The sequence below is a fragment of the Pseudomonas sp. A6 genome (assembly GCF_052367875.1).
GTDB lineage: Bacteria > Pseudomonadota > Gammaproteobacteria > Pseudomonadales > Pseudomonadaceae > Pseudomonas > Pseudomonas citronellolis.
The window spans coordinates 5,426,087-5,443,629 of the sequence record NZ_CP198970.1 but is presented as its reverse complement, the minus strand read 5'-3'; the positions used below and the strand labels follow the sequence as shown (position 1 = coordinate 5,443,629).

At 68.1% G+C, this 17,543-nt stretch carries 14 protein-coding genes and 1 tRNA gene; 7 read left to right on the top strand and 8 right to left on the bottom strand.

Features of this window, described 5'->3' with window-relative positions:
- The first annotated feature begins 9 nt into the window (after positions 1 to 9).
- Together queC and ACTWJ5_RS23865 are read left to right on the top strand one after the other, a co-directional pair.
- Entirely contained in the window at positions 10 to 684 is a 675-nt protein-coding gene (gene queC / locus ACTWJ5_RS23870; RefSeq protein ID WP_074981488.1) for a 7-cyano-7-deazaguanine synthase QueC, read from the top strand.
- 59 nt (positions 685 to 743) lie between these two features.
- A tRNA-Lys gene (locus tag ACTWJ5_RS23865) sits at positions 744 to 819 on the top strand.
- A gap of 54 nt (positions 820 to 873) precedes the next feature.
- Here the strand turns inward: ACTWJ5_RS23865 and ACTWJ5_RS23860 are convergent.
- The 3 genes from ACTWJ5_RS23860 to ACTWJ5_RS23850 form a co-directional block, all read right to left on the bottom strand.
- On the bottom strand, positions 874 to 1,758 hold the full coding sequence (locus tag ACTWJ5_RS23860; RefSeq protein WP_444436693.1) for a TauD/TfdA dioxygenase family protein: 885 nt from the start codon (positions 1,756 to 1,758) through the stop codon (positions 874 to 876).
- A 206-nt stretch (positions 1,759 to 1,964) separates the two neighbouring features.
- Positions 1,965 to 2,867: a TauD/TfdA dioxygenase family protein gene (locus ACTWJ5_RS23855; RefSeq protein ID WP_444436692.1), complete on the bottom strand. Its 903-nt coding sequence runs from the start codon at positions 2,865 to 2,867 to the stop codon at positions 1,965 to 1,967.
- Positions 2,868 to 2,927: 60 nt separating this feature from the next.
- The gene (locus ACTWJ5_RS23850; RefSeq protein ID WP_444436691.1) at positions 2,928 to 5,324 is read right to left on the bottom strand and encodes a TonB-dependent receptor; all 2,397 of its coding nucleotides are present in this window, start codon (positions 5,322 to 5,324) and stop codon (positions 2,928 to 2,930) included.
- A gap of 346 nt (positions 5,325 to 5,670) precedes the next feature.
- Here ACTWJ5_RS23850 and ACTWJ5_RS23845 point away from each other — a divergent pair, with 346 nt between their 5' ends.
- Positions 5,671 to 6,591, top strand: a complete 921-nt coding sequence (locus ACTWJ5_RS23845) for a LysR family transcriptional regulator (RefSeq protein WP_009616950.1) — start codon at positions 5,671 to 5,673, stop codon at positions 6,589 to 6,591.
- Between the two features lie 818 nt (positions 6,592 to 7,409).
- Here the strand turns inward: ACTWJ5_RS23845 and ACTWJ5_RS23840 are convergent.
- A complete protein-coding gene (locus ACTWJ5_RS23840; RefSeq protein WP_444436690.1) occupies positions 7,410 to 8,471 on the bottom strand; it encodes an ABC transporter substrate-binding protein in 1,062 nt (353 codons plus the stop codon).
- 241 nt (positions 8,472 to 8,712) lie between these two features.
- Between ACTWJ5_RS23840 and ACTWJ5_RS23835 the strand changes: the two genes are divergently transcribed.
- The 3 genes from ACTWJ5_RS23835 to ACTWJ5_RS23825 all read left to right on the top strand — a co-directional run bounded on the left by ACTWJ5_RS23835 (position 8,713) and on the right by ACTWJ5_RS23825 (position 12,866).
- The gene (locus ACTWJ5_RS23835) at positions 8,713 to 10,317 is read left to right on the top strand and encodes an ABC transporter permease (protein ID WP_444436689.1); all 1,605 of its coding nucleotides are present in this window, start codon (positions 8,713 to 8,715) and stop codon (positions 10,315 to 10,317) included.
- Positions 10,314 to 11,141: an ABC transporter ATP-binding protein gene (locus ACTWJ5_RS23830; RefSeq protein WP_261747933.1), complete on the top strand. Its 828-nt coding sequence runs from the start codon at positions 10,314 to 10,316 to the stop codon at positions 11,139 to 11,141. The genes ACTWJ5_RS23835 and ACTWJ5_RS23830 overlap by 4 nt, the downstream gene beginning before the upstream one ends.
- Positions 11,142 to 11,255: 114 nt before the next feature.
- The gene (locus tag ACTWJ5_RS23825) at positions 11,256 to 12,866 is read left to right on the top strand and encodes an arylsulfatase (protein WP_253408263.1); all 1,611 of its coding nucleotides are present in this window, start codon (positions 11,256 to 11,258) and stop codon (positions 12,864 to 12,866) included.
- Between the two features lie 495 nt (positions 12,867 to 13,361).
- On the opposite strand, the gene ACTWJ5_RS23820 is transcribed toward ACTWJ5_RS23825, so the two are convergent.
- From ACTWJ5_RS23820 to ACTWJ5_RS23810, 3 genes are read right to left on the bottom strand one after another with little or no spacing between them, the layout of a single operon-like run.
- Positions 13,362 to 13,763: an ExbD/TolR family protein gene (locus ACTWJ5_RS23820; RefSeq protein WP_009616955.1), complete on the bottom strand. Its 402-nt coding sequence runs from the start codon at positions 13,761 to 13,763 to the stop codon at positions 13,362 to 13,364.
- A gap of 1 nt (position 13,764) precedes the next feature.
- Positions 13,765 to 14,484: a MotA/TolQ/ExbB proton channel family protein gene (locus ACTWJ5_RS23815; protein WP_058490881.1), complete on the bottom strand. Its 720-nt coding sequence runs from the start codon at positions 14,482 to 14,484 to the stop codon at positions 13,765 to 13,767.
- A gap of 31 nt (positions 14,485 to 14,515) precedes the next feature.
- The gene (locus ACTWJ5_RS23810) at positions 14,516 to 15,313 is read right to left on the bottom strand and encodes an energy transducer TonB (RefSeq protein WP_444436688.1); all 798 of its coding nucleotides are present in this window, start codon (positions 15,311 to 15,313) and stop codon (positions 14,516 to 14,518) included.
- 365 nt (positions 15,314 to 15,678) lie between these two features.
- On the opposite strand from ACTWJ5_RS23810, the gene ACTWJ5_RS23805 reads away from it, so the two are divergent.
- Positions 15,679 to 16,428: a class II aldolase and adducin N-terminal domain-containing protein gene (locus ACTWJ5_RS23805; protein WP_253392314.1), complete on the top strand. Its 750-nt coding sequence runs from the start codon at positions 15,679 to 15,681 to the stop codon at positions 16,426 to 16,428.
- Here the strand turns inward: ACTWJ5_RS23805 and ACTWJ5_RS23800 are convergent.
- Entirely contained in the window at positions 16,416 to 17,462 is a 1,047-nt protein-coding gene (locus tag ACTWJ5_RS23800) for a GlxA family transcriptional regulator (protein WP_444436687.1), read from the bottom strand. The two genes, ACTWJ5_RS23805 and ACTWJ5_RS23800, sit on opposite strands and share 13 nt — an antisense overlap.
- Positions 17,463 to 17,543 lie beyond the last annotated feature (81 nt).

The window sequence follows — 17,543 nt, the reverse complement described above, 5'->3', positions numbered from 1 at the left end:
GGTAACCACATGACTCAGAAGAAAGCCGTCATCCTGCTCTCCGGCGGGCTCGACTCCGCCACCGTGGTAGCCATGGCCAAGGCCGAGGGCTACGCCTGCTACAGCATGAGCTTCGACTATGGCCAGCGCCACCGCGCCGAACTCCAGGCCGCCGAGCGCGTGGCCCGCCAACTGGGCGTGGTCGAGCACAAGGTCATCGGCCTGAACCTCAACGGCATCGGCGGCTCGGCGCTGACCGACAGCAGCATCGCCGTGCCCGAGGCGCCCAGCGAGGGCATCCCGGTGACCTACGTGCCGGCGCGCAACACCGTGTTCCTTTCCCTGGCCCTGGGCTGGGCCGAGGTGCTCGGTGCGCGGGACATCTTCATCGGCGTCAACGCCGTGGACTATTCCGGCTACCCGGACTGCCGCCCCGAGTTCGTCGAGGCCTTCGAGCGCATGGCCAACCTGGCCACCAAGGCGGGAGTGGAAGGCGATGGCTTCCGCATCCAGGCGCCGCTGCAGTTCCTCTCCAAGGCGCAGATCATCCAGGCCGGCGTGGCCCGCGGCGTGGACTACGCGCTCACCGTGAGCTGCTACCAGGCGGACGACGCAGGCCGCGCCTGCGGCAAGTGCGACAGCTGCCGTCTGCGCGCCGAAGGCTTCGCCGCGGCGGGAATTTCAGACCCTACGCGATATTTCTGAAAAATTTTTCGTAAAGGTGTTGTTTTTGCGTTAGAAATCAGTATTATACGCCTCGCGTTGGGTCGTTAGCTCAGTCGGTAGAGCAGTTGGCTTTTAACCAATTGGTCGTAGGTTCGAATCCTACACGACCCACCACTTCGCAAAGCCCCTGGCCATCGGCCAGGGGCTTTTTCTTTGCCCGCGGGAAACTCAGAACGGCCGGCTGCCGCCCAGGCTGATGCGCTTCAGGCGGCGCCGCTCGCTGGCCGGGAAGGCGTTGCGGCCGTGCAGGGTGGCCTGGTTGTCCCACCAGACGATGTCGCTGACCTGCCATTTGTGGCTGTAGATCAGCTCCGGCTTCTGCAGGTGGGCGCGCAGGCGCTCGACCAGGGCCTTGCCCTGCTGCGGCTCATGGCCGGGGATTTCCACTTCGGTGTGGACGCTGAGGTAGAGCACGCGCTTGCCGCTTTCCGGATGGGTGCGCACCAGCGGGTGCTCGGTGCCCTGGATCGGCTCGATGTCCGGGGTGCGGTAGGTGACGAAACCGCCCGAATAGCCGTTCTTCAGGCGCACGAAGGGGTTGTAGCTGACCAGCCGCAGGTCGTCGATTTCCTTGCGCGTGGCTGCGTCCAGGCTCTGGTAGGCGAGCGCCAGGTTGGTGAACAGGGTTTCGCCGCCCTGGCTCGGCACTTCCAGCGCGTAGAGGAAGGAGCCGGAGGAGGGCAGCGGCGTCCACTGGTGGTCGATGTGCGCGGGCAGGGCGAAGTTGCCCAGTTCGCCATCGCCGGTATTGGCCACCTTGACGATGTCCGGGGCCTTGCCGTCGACGCCGGAAGACAGCACCGGCACGTCCGCCGGCGGCTGGAACACCGCGCCGAACAGAGTGGCGAAATTCAGGTACTGCCGATCGTCCAGTTGCTGGTTCCTGAAGATGAGAATGTGGTGGTCGCGGTGGGCCTGCTTGATCGCCAGAATCTGCTCGGGCGTCAGCGGCTGGCGTGCGTCCAGGCCGCGGACCTCGGCGCCCAGCGGGGCGTCGAGGGGGATGATGGTGAAGGGTTCGGGGGTGATCTTCAGGGCGGAGGATTGGCTCATGGTCTGGTGCTCCGTATCGGGCTTGGGTTGCCCTCTCCCCAGCCCTCTCCCTGAAGGGAGAGGGGGCTTGTCCGTGCCGAGAGGAGGCTTGGTTTCAGCCGGCAATCTCTGGGCTAGCCGGCTGACTCCAGAACACCCAAGCGCACCGAACGGTCCCCTCTCCCTTCAGGGAGAGGATTAGGGAGAGGGGCTCTTGAAAGCAGGACTCAAACTTTCCTGACAGTCCGACTCCGCTGCCCATCCACCCCCACCGGCACCTCACCAGCCAGCGTCACACGCCGCACGATGCGCGGCTGGGTGCCGTAGTCGTCCACCGCGTAGTGCTGGGTGGCGCGGTTGTCCCAGATGGCCACGTCGCCGGCCTGCCAGCGCCAGCGCACGGTGTTCTCCAGGCGGGTGACGTGGCTCTGCAGCACCGCGAACAGATGCTGGGAGTCGTGCTGCGACAGGCCCTTCAGGCGCTTCACGAAGTGCCCCAGCAGCAGGTTGCGTTCGCCGCTGACGGGGTGCACGCGCACTACCGGGTGCTCGGTCTCGTAGACGGTGGAGGTGAACACCTTGCGGTACTGCTCCAGGCGCGCCGGGTCGGCGTTGGGTTTGATGGCGGCGTAGTCGTATTCATTGCTGTGCACCGCCCAGAGCTTGTCGGCCAGGGCCTTGAGTTCGTCGCTGAGGTCGTCGTAGGCGGTCGCGGTGTTGGCCCAGACGGTGTCGCCGCCGGCCTGCGGGGCCACCACGTTGCGCAGGATCGAGGCCTTCGGGTAGGCCTCGACGAAGGTCACGTCGGTGTGCCAGGAGTTGGCCCGGCGGCCTTCGGCGCCGTCCAGTTCGAGCAGGTATTCGGTGCCGTCGCGCACCGGCACCGTCGGGTGCGCCACCGGCTCGCCGAGCAGCTTGGCGAAGGCTTCCTGGCCCTGGTCGTCGAGCTGGCTCTGGCCGCGGAAGAAGATCACCTTGTGCTTCACCAGGGCGGCCTGGATGGCCTCAACCGTGGCCGCGTCCAACTGGCCGGAAAGCGTCACCCCGCGGATCTCGGCGCCGATGCGCCCAGCCACCGGGTGGATGTCGAGTTGTACGGCGGGTCGAATGGCTTGTGCTGCGTTGCTCATCTCGTGTTCCTCATTGCTGTAGGTGGTACTGCAAGGGGCCGCGCGGGGCGGCGAGTGGGATCAGAAGTCGTAGCGGACCGAGGCGCCCAGGGTGCGCGGCTGGCCCACCGAGGCGGTGTAGGAGCCGTTGATGCTGGCGAAGGCGGCCAGGTAGTAGTCCTTGTCGAAGGCGTTCTTCAGCCAGACCGAGGCGTCCAGCTGGCCGTCGCCCAGGTCGTGGCGCACGCCCACGGAGAAGTTCGCCAGGCCGTAGCCGGGGATCTTCGAGAGGTCGGAGTCGTCCAGCGTGCCCTCGGCCTCTGAGCGGTACGAGTAGCTGGCGTTGACGTAGGGCTCGAAGCGGTTGGCCAACTGCCACTTGTATTCGCCGTTGAGGTTGGCGATCCATTTCGAGGCGCCGACCACGCGCTTGCCGGTGAGGTCGCAGCTGGCCGGGGCGCCGGGCTGGGTGCTGATCTCGGCCGGGCACGGGGCGTCCTTGAACGACAGGTAGCTGACGTCGTTGTAGGAGCCGTTGAAGTTCAGCGTCAGGCCGCGCAGCGGCAGGGCGGTGGCCTCCAGTTCCAGGCCGCGGGAGCGCACGCTGCCGGCGTTGGACAGCACCTGCACCAGTTGGGTGGAGCCGGCCGGCTGGTACAGGGTGGTGGCCTGGTAGCCGTGGATGCCGGTCCAGAAAATGTTGGCGTTGAGCTGCAGGCGGCGGTCGAGCAGCGTCGACTTGATCCCCAGTTCGGCATCGTTGGCGCGTTCCGGGCCGACCAGCAGCGAGTCGGCGCCAGCGGTCGGCGCGCTGGCCACCGCCAGGTTCACCCCGCCGGACTTCTCACCGTGGGACAGCGAGGCATAGCCCAGCAGCTCGTCGCTGAACTGGTAGCTCAGGCTGAGCAGCGCCGAGGGGGCGAAGCTGTAGACGCTGAGGTCGCCGGAGTCGTAGGCGCCCAGTTGGCCGTTGCGCACCACCGCGCCGGCGCCGGTCACGGGCGCGCCGCCCACCGGGGCGTAGCGCTTCACCTTGGCGTCCTTCTCCTCGTAGGTGCCGCGCAGGCCGGCGGTGAAGTCGAGCTGGTCGGTGAGGTGCCAAGTGCCCTGGGAGAAGAGCGCGAAGCTGTCGGTCTCGATCTTGCCGTTGGCCTTGCTGGAGGTGTCGTTCAGGGCGTTGAGGTTGGTGCCCAGCAGGTAGCTGTCGGCGAAGGGGCCGTAGTCGGTGAAGGTCTTGTTGCCCAGGTTCTGGTTGAACGCGTAGGCGCCGACCACATAGTCGAAGGCGCCGCCGGTGGGCGAGGCCAGGCGGATTTCCTGGGAGAACTGGCGGTCGCGCACCGCCACCCCGGTGTTGCGGATCGCCGAGACGTTCAACTGCTCGTCGTTGGCCGGGGTGAAGTTCCAGAAGCGGTAGGCGCTGATGGAGGTCAGGGTGAAGTCGTTGGCCAGCTTCCAGTTGGCCTCCACCGAACTGCCGCCCTGGTGCACGCTGACGTGCTGGCGGCTGTCGATGTTGACCTTGTGCCGGTCCGGATCGGCGATCGGCGAGGCGCCGACCAGCGCGGCGCGCTGCCAGAAGCGCGGGGCGGCGCCATAGACCACCATGCTGCCGTTGCTGGAGTCCTCCTCGTTGTACTCGCTGATCCAGCGCAGGCTGAAGTCCTCGCTGGGCTTGTACAGCAGCTGGCCGCGGATGCCCTGGCGCTCGCCGCCGTTGAGCTTGTTGTCGTCGTGGATGTTGGTGATGTAGCCGTCGCTGCGCGTGCGGTAGGCGGAAACGCGCCCGGCCAGCGCGTCGGTGAGCGGCCCGGAGACGGTACCGCGGCCCTGGAAGTAGCCTTCCTGGCCGCCGGAGACCTCCACCGTGCGCTCGGGGGTGAAGGTCGGCGCGCGGGTGCTGATGTTCAGCACGCCGGCGGTGGTGTTCTTGCCGAACAGGGTGCTCTGCGGGCCGCGCAGCAGTTCCAACTGCTCGATGTCCAGCAAGTCGAACACCGCCATGCCCGGGCGGCCCAGGTAGACGTTGTCCAGGTAGACCCCGGCGGAGCCTTCCAGGCCGTCGCTGGCCGGGTTGTTGCCGATGCCGCGCACGGCGATGCTCGACTGGCGGGCGTGGATGTAGGCGACGTTGACGCTGGGCAGCACCTGCTGCAGGTCCTGCACCTTGGTGATGCGCTGGTTCTCCAGGGTGGCGCCGTCGAGCACGGTGATCGGCGTGGGCACCTTCTGCGAGTCTTCCTCGCGGCGCCGGGCGGTGACCGTGACCTTGCCCAGGGCGGTGGCCTGGGTGCTGGTGCCCTTGTCGGCGGCGCTGGCGGCCTCGGGCGTGGTGCTGGCCTCGTCCTGCTCGGCGGCCTGCAGCGGCAGTGCGCCGCCCAGGGCGAGCAGCAGGGCCAGGGCGTAGTCGGGGGCGCCGGGCCGGGTTCGGCCGGGGCGGAGCGTGAATGGGGTCTGCAGCGAGGCACTCTGGCTCATCGTCTTTTCCTTGCATCAGGCACTGCCCGGCGGATCGCGGGCAACAGGGGGCCGCACCATGCGGGGCATGGCGGAAACGGCTCTCTTCTAATCGGTGGGCGTCGTCTGGCGACGCCGGGGCTCAGCGGCTACAGCCGCGAGAGGGAAGCATTCGTGCCGGCAGCAGGCGTGGGGCGAAAGGGTGCAAGGCCATTGGGGGCTCCTGGTCGAGGGGCATATTCTTATTTCTTAAAAGAATAAATTTAAGTTTTATTCTTCGTTGACGGAATAAGAGCTTGCATTTAAAACCAGCGCATCCCCGACGGCAAATGCCTTTGTCCAATATTTTCAATGCCGGTAAAGCATCATGGATCTGCGCCAACTGCGTTACTTCATCGCCCTCACCGAACACCGCAGTTTCGTCCGCGCGGCCGATGCCATGGGTATCACCCAGCCGGCCTTCAGCCGCAGCATCCAGGGCCTGGAGCAGGAGCTGGGCTGCCAGCTGGTGGACCGCGGCAGCAAGGAACTGCGCCCCACGCCGGAAGGCCAGGTGGTGCTGCAGCATGCGCTGCGCCTGGTGCAGGGCGCGGCCAACCTGACCCAGGAAATCACCCAGCTGAACAAGCTGGACGCCGGCGAGCTGCACTTCGGCTGCGGGCCGGCGCCGGCGCAGAAACTGGTGCCCGATGCGGTGGCGCGGCTGATCCGGCGCCACCCGCGGCTGCAGATCGATTTCCAGGTGGACAACTGGGAGCGTCTGTCGCGCAGCCTGCTGCGCGACGAGATCGAATTCTTCATCGCCGACATCCGCCACTTCGAGGCCGACCCCGGCTTCCAGACACGGCCGCTGAGCCCGCGCCGGGGCTTCTTCTTCTGTCGCACCGGGCACCCGCTGCTGGCCAAGGAGAGCCTGTCCACCAACGATCTGTTCGCCTACCCGCTGGCCTCGGCGCGGATGCCGCCGGGCATCCGCAAGCTGCTGGCCAACCTCAGCGGCAAGAGCGACCTGCAGGCGAACATCCAGTGCGAGCACCTGGGCTCGCTGGTGCGCATCGTCAGCCAGACCGATGCCATCGGCGTGGGCAGCGAGGATGGTTTGCGCCATGCGCTGGCCAATGGCGAAGTGGCGCGCCTGCATCTGCGCAATCTGCCGCATAACATCGACAGTCTGCAGGCGCGTTGCGGGATCGTCAGTCGTACCGGCTATCGCCTTTCGGCGGCAGCGAGGGCGTTGATCGAGATGTTGGTGGAGTTGGATGAGGAAGAGCGGAGCGCGGTGGCGTGAAGTGTTTGCGGGGAGGGGGCTGGGTGTAGGAGCGAGCTTGCTCGCGAACAGTGGTTACCGTAGGTGTCGGGTTCAAGAGCGCCCTCTCCCCAACCCTCTCCCGCAAGCGGGAGAGGGGGCTGTTCGGAGTGGGTGGGGAGTTCGGAGTCAGCCTGATACTCCTCACCCCACCTCGTCATTCCCGCGAATGCGGGACGCGGCTCCATCGCGAACAGCGCTTGCGCTGGCCCGAAGGGGAATCACCCAGTGACGGGCGGTTCGCGAGCAAGCTCGCTCCTACGAAAAGCAAAAGCAAAAGCAAAAGCGCGTTCGCTCTGGCTTTTGGACTTCCAGAGAAACATCCGAGCGCACCGGAACGCCCCTTCAGAAGGCCGAGCGAAACCGGCGCTCAGGAGGTCATGCGACATGGATGTCGCGAGAGCCCCGCGGGCTACAGGGACGTACCCTCGGGGCGGGCCTCCGTGGCGGGGGAATTCGTGAGGGTAGCCCGACTCTGTCGGGCCCGTATGTTGGGGTAAGCCTTTTTGGTTCCTTTTGTGGCGTTTGACAAAAGGGACTCGCCCGAGGGGGCGAAACAAGAAATCTCCGCAGACTCGGAGCGGCGCGTCACACCCAAGCAGGAAGTCTCTGGGTTCCCGCGTTCGCGGGAATGACGGGGTGAGGTTAGGGGGGAGGATGGCGCCTGACCGACACATCGCTCAGAACAGCCCCCTCTCCCTTCAGGGAGAGGGTTGGGGAGAGGGCGCTCTAAAGCCCAGCCCCCAAAGCCCCCGGCAAACTCCATCCGCGATTGAGCTCTCAGGCCGCTGAGGGCTCAATCACCGCACCTGCGCCACCGGCTGCGCCGCAGCCAGCCTCGCGGCGCCGGCCAGGTAGTCCGGCCTGGCCCAGTCGGCGGCCTTGAAGTCGCGGCGGATCAGGCCGTACTGCCTGGCCGCCTGGATCGAGGCGTCTAGCTGGCCGAGGAAGCCGGCGTCCAGTTGCGGCGACAGGGCCTCGGCCAGCGGGCGGTCCTTGTATTCGGTCTGCAGGACGATCGACGGGTAGCCGGCCTGGTTCGACACCAGGTCGATGAAGGCCGCGTGGTTGGCTTCGGCGCCGGCCCAGGCCAGGGCCTGCAGTTCCACCTTGAGCAGGCGCTGGGTGATTTCCGGGTGGGCGTCGACGAAGGCGCCGTTGCCTACCAGCACGGCTTGCAGGGTGCCGGCGCCGCCGAGGTCGCGGGTGCTCAGGGGGATTTCCGCCAGGCCCTTCTCGCGCAGGGCGAAGAGGCCGGCCAGGCCCCAGGTGGCGTCGATCTGCTTGGCCGCGAGGGCCGCCAGGGCGGCGTTGAAGTCCAGGCTGATGACCTTCAGGTCCTTCTCGCTCAGGCCAACGCTGGCCAGCGCGTTGTCGAACGACAGCTGGCTGGCGGTGCCGCGGAAGATGCCCACGCGCTTGCCCTTGAGGTCGGCCAGGGTCTTGATCCCCGAGCCCGGCTGCACGCCCAGGTAGTGGTTGACGCCGCGTCCGGTGGCGGCCAGCAGGCGGGTGTCCAGGCCGCTGGCCTTGCCGATGATGGCCGCCAGGTCGCCGAGGTAGGCGAAGTCCACCTGGCCGTTGGCGAAGGCCTCGTTGATCACCGGGCCGGCGCCCTTGAAGTAGGTCCACTTGATCTGGATGCCGTCGTTGGCGAACTCCTTCTCCAGCAGCTTGCGGGTGTAGAGCACGTCGACGAGGCCGCCACCGGAATGGTTCTGCCCGGCGCCCACGTCGGGCACGGCGATGCGGATTTCCTTCGGCGCTTCGGCGGCGCTGGTGAACGGGGCGTAAGCACCGAGCAATCCGGCGAGCACCGGGGCGGCGAAGAGCGACAGCAACTGGTGGGTGAGGGCCTTCATGGCGCCTGCCTCCTGCGGGGGAATGGGAAAGGCACTAAGGCAGGTCGCGGGTGATTAATAAAATAATAAAAATTTATTTTTTAATAATTTATAGAGATAAGTCAGCCCGCATCCGTGCTGCCGGGCGAATGCACGAAAGGCATAAAAAATATTCGTCGAATGCATTGGCTGCGCTGGGGAGGCTTCCCTTAAATGAAGGCTCTTAGCTCATAAATGCATTGATAGATTTTTTCATATTCCAATGAAGAATATTTCTAAGGCATTCGCCTTGCCTGTGTACCCCACCGCAAGCGCCGCCGCCTCGCAGCGGCTGGCGCTGATCGCCCCGCGCTTGCTGCCCTGGTTGTTGCCGCTGGCCCTGTTAGTTCTCTGGTGGCTGGCCTCCGCCCAGCACTGGATGTCCGCGCAGATACTGCCGGCGCCGGCGCTGGTCTGGCAGAGCGCCCGCGAGCTGTTCGCCGGCGAACTCTGGCAGCAGCTGTGGATCAGCCTGCAGCGGCTGTTCTGGGGCCTGCTCGCCGGCATCGCCAGCGGCGCGGCGCTGGGCGCCTGGCTGGGTTTCAGCCGCAGCGCCGAGCGCTTCGTGCTGCCGACCTTCCTGGCCCTGGCGCAGGTCCCCACGCTGGCCTGGATTCCGCTGTTCATGCTGTTCTTCGGCATCGGCGAACTGCTCAAGCTGGTGGTGCTGGTCAAGGCGGTGATAGTCCCGGTGGCGCTGCATACCCTGGTCGGCGTGCGCGACGCCCAGCCCAGGCTGCGCGAGGCCGCCGCCGTGCTGCGCCTGCCGCCGCCGCTGCTGGTGCGCCGGTTGCTGTTGCCGGCGGCGCTGCCGGCCTTCCTCACCGGCGTGCGCCTGGCCCTGGCACAGGGCTGGACCTCGCTGCTGGCGGTGGAGCTGCTGGCCTCCAGCGAAGGCATCGGCTACCTGATGGTGCAGAGCCGCCAACTGTTCATGCTCGACGTGGTGTTCGTCTGCATCCTCGTCATCGGCCTGGTGGGCGCGGCCATGGACCAGGGCATCCAGGCCCTGGAACGGCGCCTGGTGCACTGGCCGCAGCAGGCCGCCGGCGAGTTCCGCCGTGGCGTCCGCGGCCAGGGCTGGCAGCGCCTGCAGCCGTGGCTGTTGCCGCTGGCGCTGGTCGGCCTGTGGCAGGCGGCGAGCGTTGGCCAGTGGGTCGACCCGGCCATCCTCGCCAGCCCCGCCGCGGTGGTCGAGGCCACCTGGCGCGGCCTGCTCGACGGCAGCCTGCCGACGGCCCTGCTGGCCAGCCTGCAGCGTTCCCTGCTGGGCCTGCTGCTGGGCGCCGGCGCCGGCTTCCTGCTGGGCCTGGCCCTGGGGCTGTGGCGCCCGGCGGAGCGCCTGCTCGGCCCGTCGTTCTCGGCCCTGCGCCAGGTGGCGATCTTCGCCTGGGTGCCGCTGCTCACTGCCTGGTTCGGCCTGGGCGAGGCGGCCAAGGTGGTGTTCGTCGCCCTGGCCAGTTTCTTCCCGCTGCTGCTGGCCACCCAGCGCGGCATCGCCAGCCTGCCGGCGCAACTGGGCGAGGCCGCCCGCGTGCTGCGCCTGTCGCCCTGGCAGCGTCTGCGCCGCCTGGTGTTGCCGGGCGCGGCGCCGTCGATCTTCGCCGGCCTGCGCCTGGGCCTGATCTACGCCTGGCTGGGCACCATCGGCGCCGAGTACTTCATGCCCTCGGACGGCGGCATCGGCAGCCTGATGATCGGCGCCCAGCAGCTGTTCCGCATGGACCTGGTCAGCGCCGGAATGCTCCTGGTCGGCCTCACCGGCGCCCTGCTCGGCGCCCTCGGACAACGCATCGAAGCGCGCGCCACGCGCTGGAGACACGCATGAACGCTTTTACTTCCGCGCCGCTGGTGAGCTTCCGCCAGGTCGGCAAGAGCTTCCCGGTGGACGGCCGGCAACTGGAGGCCATCCAGCGCTTCGACCTGGACATAGCCGAAGGCGAGTTCATCGCCATCGTCGGCGCCAGCGGCTGCGGCAAGTCCACCCTGCTGCGCCTGCTGGTGGGCCTGGACCGCGAGTACCGCGGCGAGATCCGCATCGGCGACAGGGCCATCGACGGCATCGGCGGCGAGCGTGGCATCGTGTTCCAGGAACACCGCCTGTTCCCCTGGCTGACGGTGGAGCAGAACGTCGCCCTAGGCCTGGTCAACGAGCCGCTGAGCGAGGAGGGCAGGGCGCGCAAGGTCGCCGAGTACCTCGAGCTGGTCGGCCTGTCCGCGTTCAACCGCGCCTACCCGCACCAGCTCTCCGGCGGCATGGCCCAGCGCGTGGCCATCGCCCGCGGCCTGGTGGCCAGCCCGCGCATCCTGCTGCTGGACGAACCCTTCGGCGCCCTCGACGCGCTGACCCGCCAGCAGTTGCAGGAAGAACTGCTGCGCATCCGCGAGCGCGAGCGCATCACCACCCTGCTGGTGACCCACGACGTGGAGGAGGCGCTGTTCCTGGCCGACCGCGTGGTGGTCATGGCGCCGCGCCCGGGGCGCATCAAGCGCATCGTCGAGGTGCCCCTGGCGCACCCGCGCGAGCGCGGCGGCTTCGACTTCCTGCGCCTGCGCGAGGAACTGCTGCACGAGCTGACCGGCGATGGCGACTACCTCGCGCCGCAGCCCAGGCGGGTGGAGAACCTGCCGTTCGAGTTCATCGCCTGCTGAGGCGTCTTTTCTTTTCGTAGGAGCGAGCTTGCTCGCGAACAAACGCAGTGCCATGCGGTTCGCGAGCAAGCTCGCTCCTACAGGAAACTTCCCAAACACCGACCGAGTCCCGACATGAGCAAACGCCCCAACTTCCTGGTGATAGTCGCCGACGACCTCGGCTTCTCCGACATCGGCGCCTTCGGCGGCGAGATCGCCACGCCCAACCTCGACGCCCTGGCCCACGCCGGCCTGCGCCTGACTGACTTCCACACCGCGCCGACCTGCTCGCCGACGCGCTCGATGCTGCTCACCGGCACCGACCATCACATCGCCGGCATCGGCACCATGGCCGAGGCGCTGACCCCGGAGCTGGAAGGCAAGCCCGGCTACGAGGGCTACCTCAACGAGCGCGTGGTGGCGCTGCCCGAACTGCTGCGCGAGGCCGGCTACCAGACGCTGATGGCCGGCAAGTGGCACCTGGGCCTGAAGGCCGAGCAGGCGCCCCACGCGCGCGGCTTCGAGCGTTCCTTCTCGCTGCTGCCCGGCGCCGCCAACCACTACGGCTACGAGCCGCCCTACGACGAAAGCACGCCGCGCATCCTCAAGGGCACGCCGGCGCTCTACATCGAGGACGACCGGTTCGTCGAGCAACTGCCCGAGGGCTTCTATTCCTCCGATGCCTTCGGCGACAAGCTGCTGCAGTACCTCAAGGAACGCGACCAGGCGCGGCCGTTCTTCGCCTACCTGCCATTCTCCGCGCCGCACTGGCCGCTGCAGGCGCCCAAGGAGGTGGTGGACAAATACCGCGGCCGCTACGACGCCGGCCCCGAGGCATTGCGTCAGGAGCGCCTGGCCCGGCTCAAGGACCTGGGCCTGGTGGCGCACGACGTCGAGGCGCACCCGGTGCTCGCCATCAGCCGCGAGTGGGAAGCGCTGAGCGACGAGGAGCGGGCCAAGTCGGCGCGGGCCATGGAGGTCTACGCGGCGATGGTCGAGCGCATGGACTGGAACATCGGCCGGGTGGTCGACTACCTGCGCCGGCAGGGCGAGCTGGACAACACCTTCGTCCTGTTCATGTCCGACAACGGCGCCGAGGGCGCGCTGCTGGAGGCCTTCCCGAAGTTCGGCCCGGACCTGCTGGGCTTCCTCGACCAGCACTACGACAACAGCCTGGAGAACATCGGCCGCGCCAACTCCTATGTCTGGTACGGCCCGCGCTGGGCCCAGGCGGCCACCGCGCCGTCGCGGCTGTTCAAGGCCTTCACCACCGAGGGCGGCATCCGCGTGCCGGCCTTCGTGCGCTACCCGCAGCTGGCGCGCCAGGGCGTGATCAGCGAGCAGTTCGCCACCGTCATGGACATCACCCCGACCCTCCTCGACCTGGCCGGCGTGCGCCACCCGGGCAAGCGCTGGCGCGGCCGCGAGGTCGCCGAGCCGCGCGGCAAGTCCTGGCTGGGCTGGCTCTCCGGCGAGACCGAACGCGCCCACGACGAGAAGACCGTGACCGGCTGGGAGCTGTTCGGCATGCGCGCCATCCGCCAGGGCGACTGGAAGGCGGTGTACATCCCCGCGCCGGTGGGGCCGGCCAGTTGGCAGCTGTATGACCTGGGCAAGGACCCGGGCGAGATCCACGACCTGGCCGAGGCCCAGCCGGGCAAGCTGGCGGAGTTGATCGAGCATTGGAAGCAGTACGTCAACGAGACCGGCGTGGTGGAGGGGGCTTCGCCGTTCCTGGTGAAGTGATGCGCTGAGCGACGAAAAAGCCCCGGGCAGCGATGCTCGGGGTTTTTGTTTTGTAGTCCGCGGTACCAGGGAGGCACAGTTGTAGGAGCGGGCCCTGCCCGCGAATCGCGCGCAGGGCGCGCTCCTACATGGGAATGGCGACATCCGCGATGATTCATCGTTGGGAACGGCGGGACTCCCGTCCCAGCGCCGAGGTGCTCTTCGTAGGAGCGAGCTTGCTCGCGAATAAGTCCCGCAGCGGAGTCTGTTCGCGAGCAAGCTCGCTCCTACGAGAAGCCGTGCCTGCCTGTACGGTAGGAGCGGATCTTATCCGCGAATCGCGCCGGGATGCCCGGCTATCGCGGACAAGGTCCGCTCCTACGGGGAAACGCGGCATACCCAAGGCCCTTTCTCGAAGATAAAAAAAGGCCGCTTTCCCCTGCCTGAGTTGAAGAAAGCGACCTGGAAGAACGGATGTTTCGATGGGGTATTACATGAAGATCCGCGCGGAACCTCTCAGCGCGCCGTGATCACCGACAGCTTGGTGATCCCGGCCTTCTCGATCGAAGCCATGGCCTTGGCCACCTGGCCGTAGTTCACGCCCTCGTCGGCCTGCAGCTGCACGCGCAGTTCAGGTTCCTTGGCCTTGGCCGCCTCCAGGCTGCCCTGCAGCAGTTCGGGCTGGATCTCGTCCTTGTTGATGAACCACTTGCCGGCGCCGTCGATGCTGACCACCAGCGGGTCCTTCTGCTCCGGCGGGGCCACCGATTCGGTCTTGGGCAGGTTGATCGGGATGGCGTTGGTCAGCAGCGGCGCGGTGACGATGAACACCACCAGCAGCACCAGCATCACGTCCACCAACGGGGTGACGTTGATCTCGGAAAGAACCTCGTCGCTGTCCTGGGTCGAGAAGGCCATGTCAGCTCGCCTCCTTCACGCTTTTGCCGCCGGCCACCGGCTTGCGGGCCGTGGCGGGGTGGACGATGACGCGGAAGGCGCTCTTCTGCGCGAGGCTGTAGAAGTCGTGGGCGAAGTCGTCGAGGTCGGCCGCGGTGAGCTTCAGGCGGCGCAGGAAGTAGTTGTAGACCAGCACCGCGGGCACGGCGACGGCGATGCCCACGCCGGTGGCGATCAGCGCCGAGCCGATCGGGCCGGCCACGGTTTCCAGGCTCGCCGAGCCCGCGGCGCTGATGCCCTTGAGCGCTTCCATGATGCCCCACACGGTGCCGAACAGGCCGATGAAGGGCGAGGTGGAGCCGATCGAGGCGAGCACCGCCAGGCCCGATTCCAGGGAGCGGCGCTCACGCTGGATCTGCTGGCGCAGGGCGCGCTCCAGGCGGTCCTGGTGGTTGATCGACTGGGCCAGGTCATGCTGGTTGCCGTCCGGCACCTGGATGGCGGCGAAGCCGGCCTGGGCCACGCGGGCGCCGGCGCCGGGCTGGCCGGCGGACTGCTCGCCGGCCGATTCGAGGCTGGTGGCGCCCCAGAATTGCTTCTGGAAGCGGCGGTCCTGGGATTTCTGCCGGCCGAACTGGATGCCCTTGACCAGGGCCAGGCTCCAGGTGAGGACGGAGAAGCCGGCCAGCAGCCAGATCACCGCGCCTTCGACGGATTCCACGGGGTTGAGGGGCAGACTCATGGGGTTCTCTCCTGTGCGAACTCGTCGCAGATCAATTCAGTTTGAAGTCGATGGGCACGCTGACCCAGCCGTCCTGGGCCACGTCGCCGCGTTTGGCGGGTACGAACTTCCAGCGCTGCACGGCCTTGATCGCCGCCTGGTCGAGGGCCTCGCGGCCGCTGGAGGTCTGCACCTGGATTTCGCTCGGGCCGCCGCTGGCCAGCACGTGGACGCGCAGCAGCACCGTGCCTTCCCAGCCGCGGCGCTGCGCCAGGGCCGGGTATTCCGGCGCCGGGTTGTGCAGGTAGCCGGCGTGGGCCGAGGGCGGCGTGACCGGGGCCGGCGCCGGCGGAGCAGGGCGCGCGGGCGGTGCCGGCGGGGTCTCCGCCTTGGGCGGCGCGGGCGGCTGTTCCACCGGCTTGGGTTTGGCCACGGGTTTCGGCTTGGGCTTGGGGATCGGCTTGGGCGGCGGCGGTTTCACCGCGTTCTCGTCCACCACGGGCGGCGGCGGTTCTTCCACTACCGGCGGCGTCGGCTCGGGCGGTGGCGGCTCCACCACCGGCGGGGTGGGGGCGCTGAATTCGATGGTCATGGGCGGTACCTGCGGCGGCACCTCGGGCAGCCTGGGCGTGGGTTGCTGGCTCAGCCAGTAGGCCACGGAGCCATGCAGGGTCAGGACCAGCAGGCCGAGCAGCAGCGCTTCGCGGCGGCCCAGCACGTTGTGTTTCGCCGGTACGTGGCGCACCAGCTGCAGGGGCGGGCGCAGCGGCCGGCCCAGCTCGACCATATCGCCACCGGGCGCGTGGCGCAGGAGCGGGTCCTGCGCGACGGCGGGCTGGGGGTTGGCCATGGACGATCTCCTCGGGTTTCTAGCGAATGCGCGGCACCGTGGAGGCGCCGGGTACGGGCTGGATGATTGAGGGAGCGCCTTAGCTATTAAAGTAATTGTTTGCCTTATTTAAATTTCCTTAAGGAATAAGTGATTCGCGCGGATCGCTGCAGGCAGCGTGGCACTAAGGCTTGGCCGATCCGCTGGAGGCCTTCATGCCTTTGCGGCATGAAAAATATGCCCGCAGGGCTGGGCGCCGAAGCCCGTTCCAGAGGCTTCGCGACAGGGCCCGTCGCATCGCGTCAAGCCGACGCCGGCCCTCTCCCTAGACTCGGGGCCAACGGATGCGCGCCCGCCGGGTGCGCCCGTGTCGAGGAGCCGCCGCCATGCACACCGAAGCCATCGCCTTTCCCGAGGCCCATGCCCAGGCCCGCGCCGAGCTGGCCTGCGCCTTCCGCTGGGCCGCGCGCCTGGGCCTGCACGAGGCCATCGCCAACCACTTCAGCCTGGCCGTGTCCGAGGACGGCCGGCGCTTCCTGATCAACCCCTACGGCCGCCATTTCTCACGCGTCCGCGCCAGTGACCTGTTGCTGCTGGATGCCGACGACCCATCGGCGCTGGAGCGCCCCGACGCTCCCGACATCACCGCCTGGGCCCTGCACGGCGCGCTGCACCGGCGCCATCCGCACGCCCGTTGCATCCTCCACGTGCATTCGAAGTACGCCACCGCGCTGGCCTGCCTGGCCGATTCGCGGCTGCCGCCGATCGAGCAGAATTCCATGCGCTTCTTCGAGCGGGTGGCCATCGACGAAGGCTTCGACGGCATGGGCCTGGGTGACGAGGCCGAGCGGGTGAGCCGCCAACTGGGCGACAAGCCGATCCTGCTGATGGGCAACCACGGCGTGCTGGTGGCGGCGCCCAGCGTGGCCCAGGCCTTCGACGACCTGTACTACTTCGAGCGGGCCTGCGAGGTCTACCTCACCGCGCTGGCCACGGGGCGCCCGCTGCGCATCGCCAGCGACGCGGTGGCGCGCAAGACCGCGTGGCAGTGGCTGGACTACCCGGACTTCGCCCGCCGCCACTTCGCCGCGCTGCAGGGCATCCTCGACGAGGAGGAGCCGGACTACCGCAGCTGAGCCGGCAGGTGGTCATGCGCCAGGGGCTGGCGCATGACCGGTGCCTCCAGGCTTTGCGAGCGGTCACTGCTGGGCGTGCAGCCGAAGCGCGCGCGATAGGCGCGGGAGAAGTGCTCCAGCGAGCCGAAGCCGGCGCTGGCGGCGACCTGGGCCACGCTCATGCGCGTCTGCTGCAGCAGGTTGTGGGCCCGCGCCAGGCGCAGGGCCAGGTAGTACTTCAGCGGCGTCAGCCCGGTGTGCTGCATGAACTGCCGTTCCAGCTGACGGCGCGACAGGCCGACGCGCGCGGCCAGCGCCTCGCAGCTCAGCGGTTCCTCCAGGTACTGTTCCATCAGCGCGATGGCCCGCCCCAGGCGCCCGGCCTGGGCGTGCAGGCGGTGCTGGAAGCCGCTGACCTGGCCGACCTGGGGTTCGCGCACCCGCTCCACCAGCATGTGCATCGCCACCTCGCGGGCCAGGCCGGCGCCGGCCACTCCTTCCAGCCAGCCCAGCATCATGTCCAGCACCGCGGTGGCGCCGGCGCAGGTCAGGCGCTTGCGGCCGACCGAGTAGAGCTGCGCGCGGGCCTGCACGCGCGGGTAGCTTTCCTGGAAGCCCTGCAGGTTGTCCCAGTGCACCGCGGCGGGGTGGCCGTCGAGCACGCCGGCGGCGGCCAGCAGCTCGCTGCCGGTCTCGATGCCCATCAGCACCGCGCCGAACGCCGCCTGGCGCTTGAGCCAGGCCTTGAGCGCGGCGTCGCGGGCGTGGCGGTGCACGTCGAAGCTGGCGATCACTGCGCAGACGTCGAACTCGCCCGGCTCGCCGATGCCCTGCTGGGCGGCGGCGAGCAGGCCGTTGCTGGCCGGCACCGGCTTGCCGTCGAGCGACAGCAGGGTCCAGTCGAACAGCTTGCGCTGGGCCAGCCAGTTGGCGATCGACAGCGGCTCGATCAGCGCCGCCAGGCCGAAGTTGGAGAAGCACGGCAATAGCAGGATGCCGATGCGCTGGGGTTCGCGGGCGAGGGGCGGCCAGTCGGCGCGTTCGGTGAGGGTCATGGCTGCATCCGGCACTGTGCTGGGCGGCGGCTGCTTCGGCCGGCGCCTCGTGGAGGGGAAAGGCCCACGGCCTCTATGCAA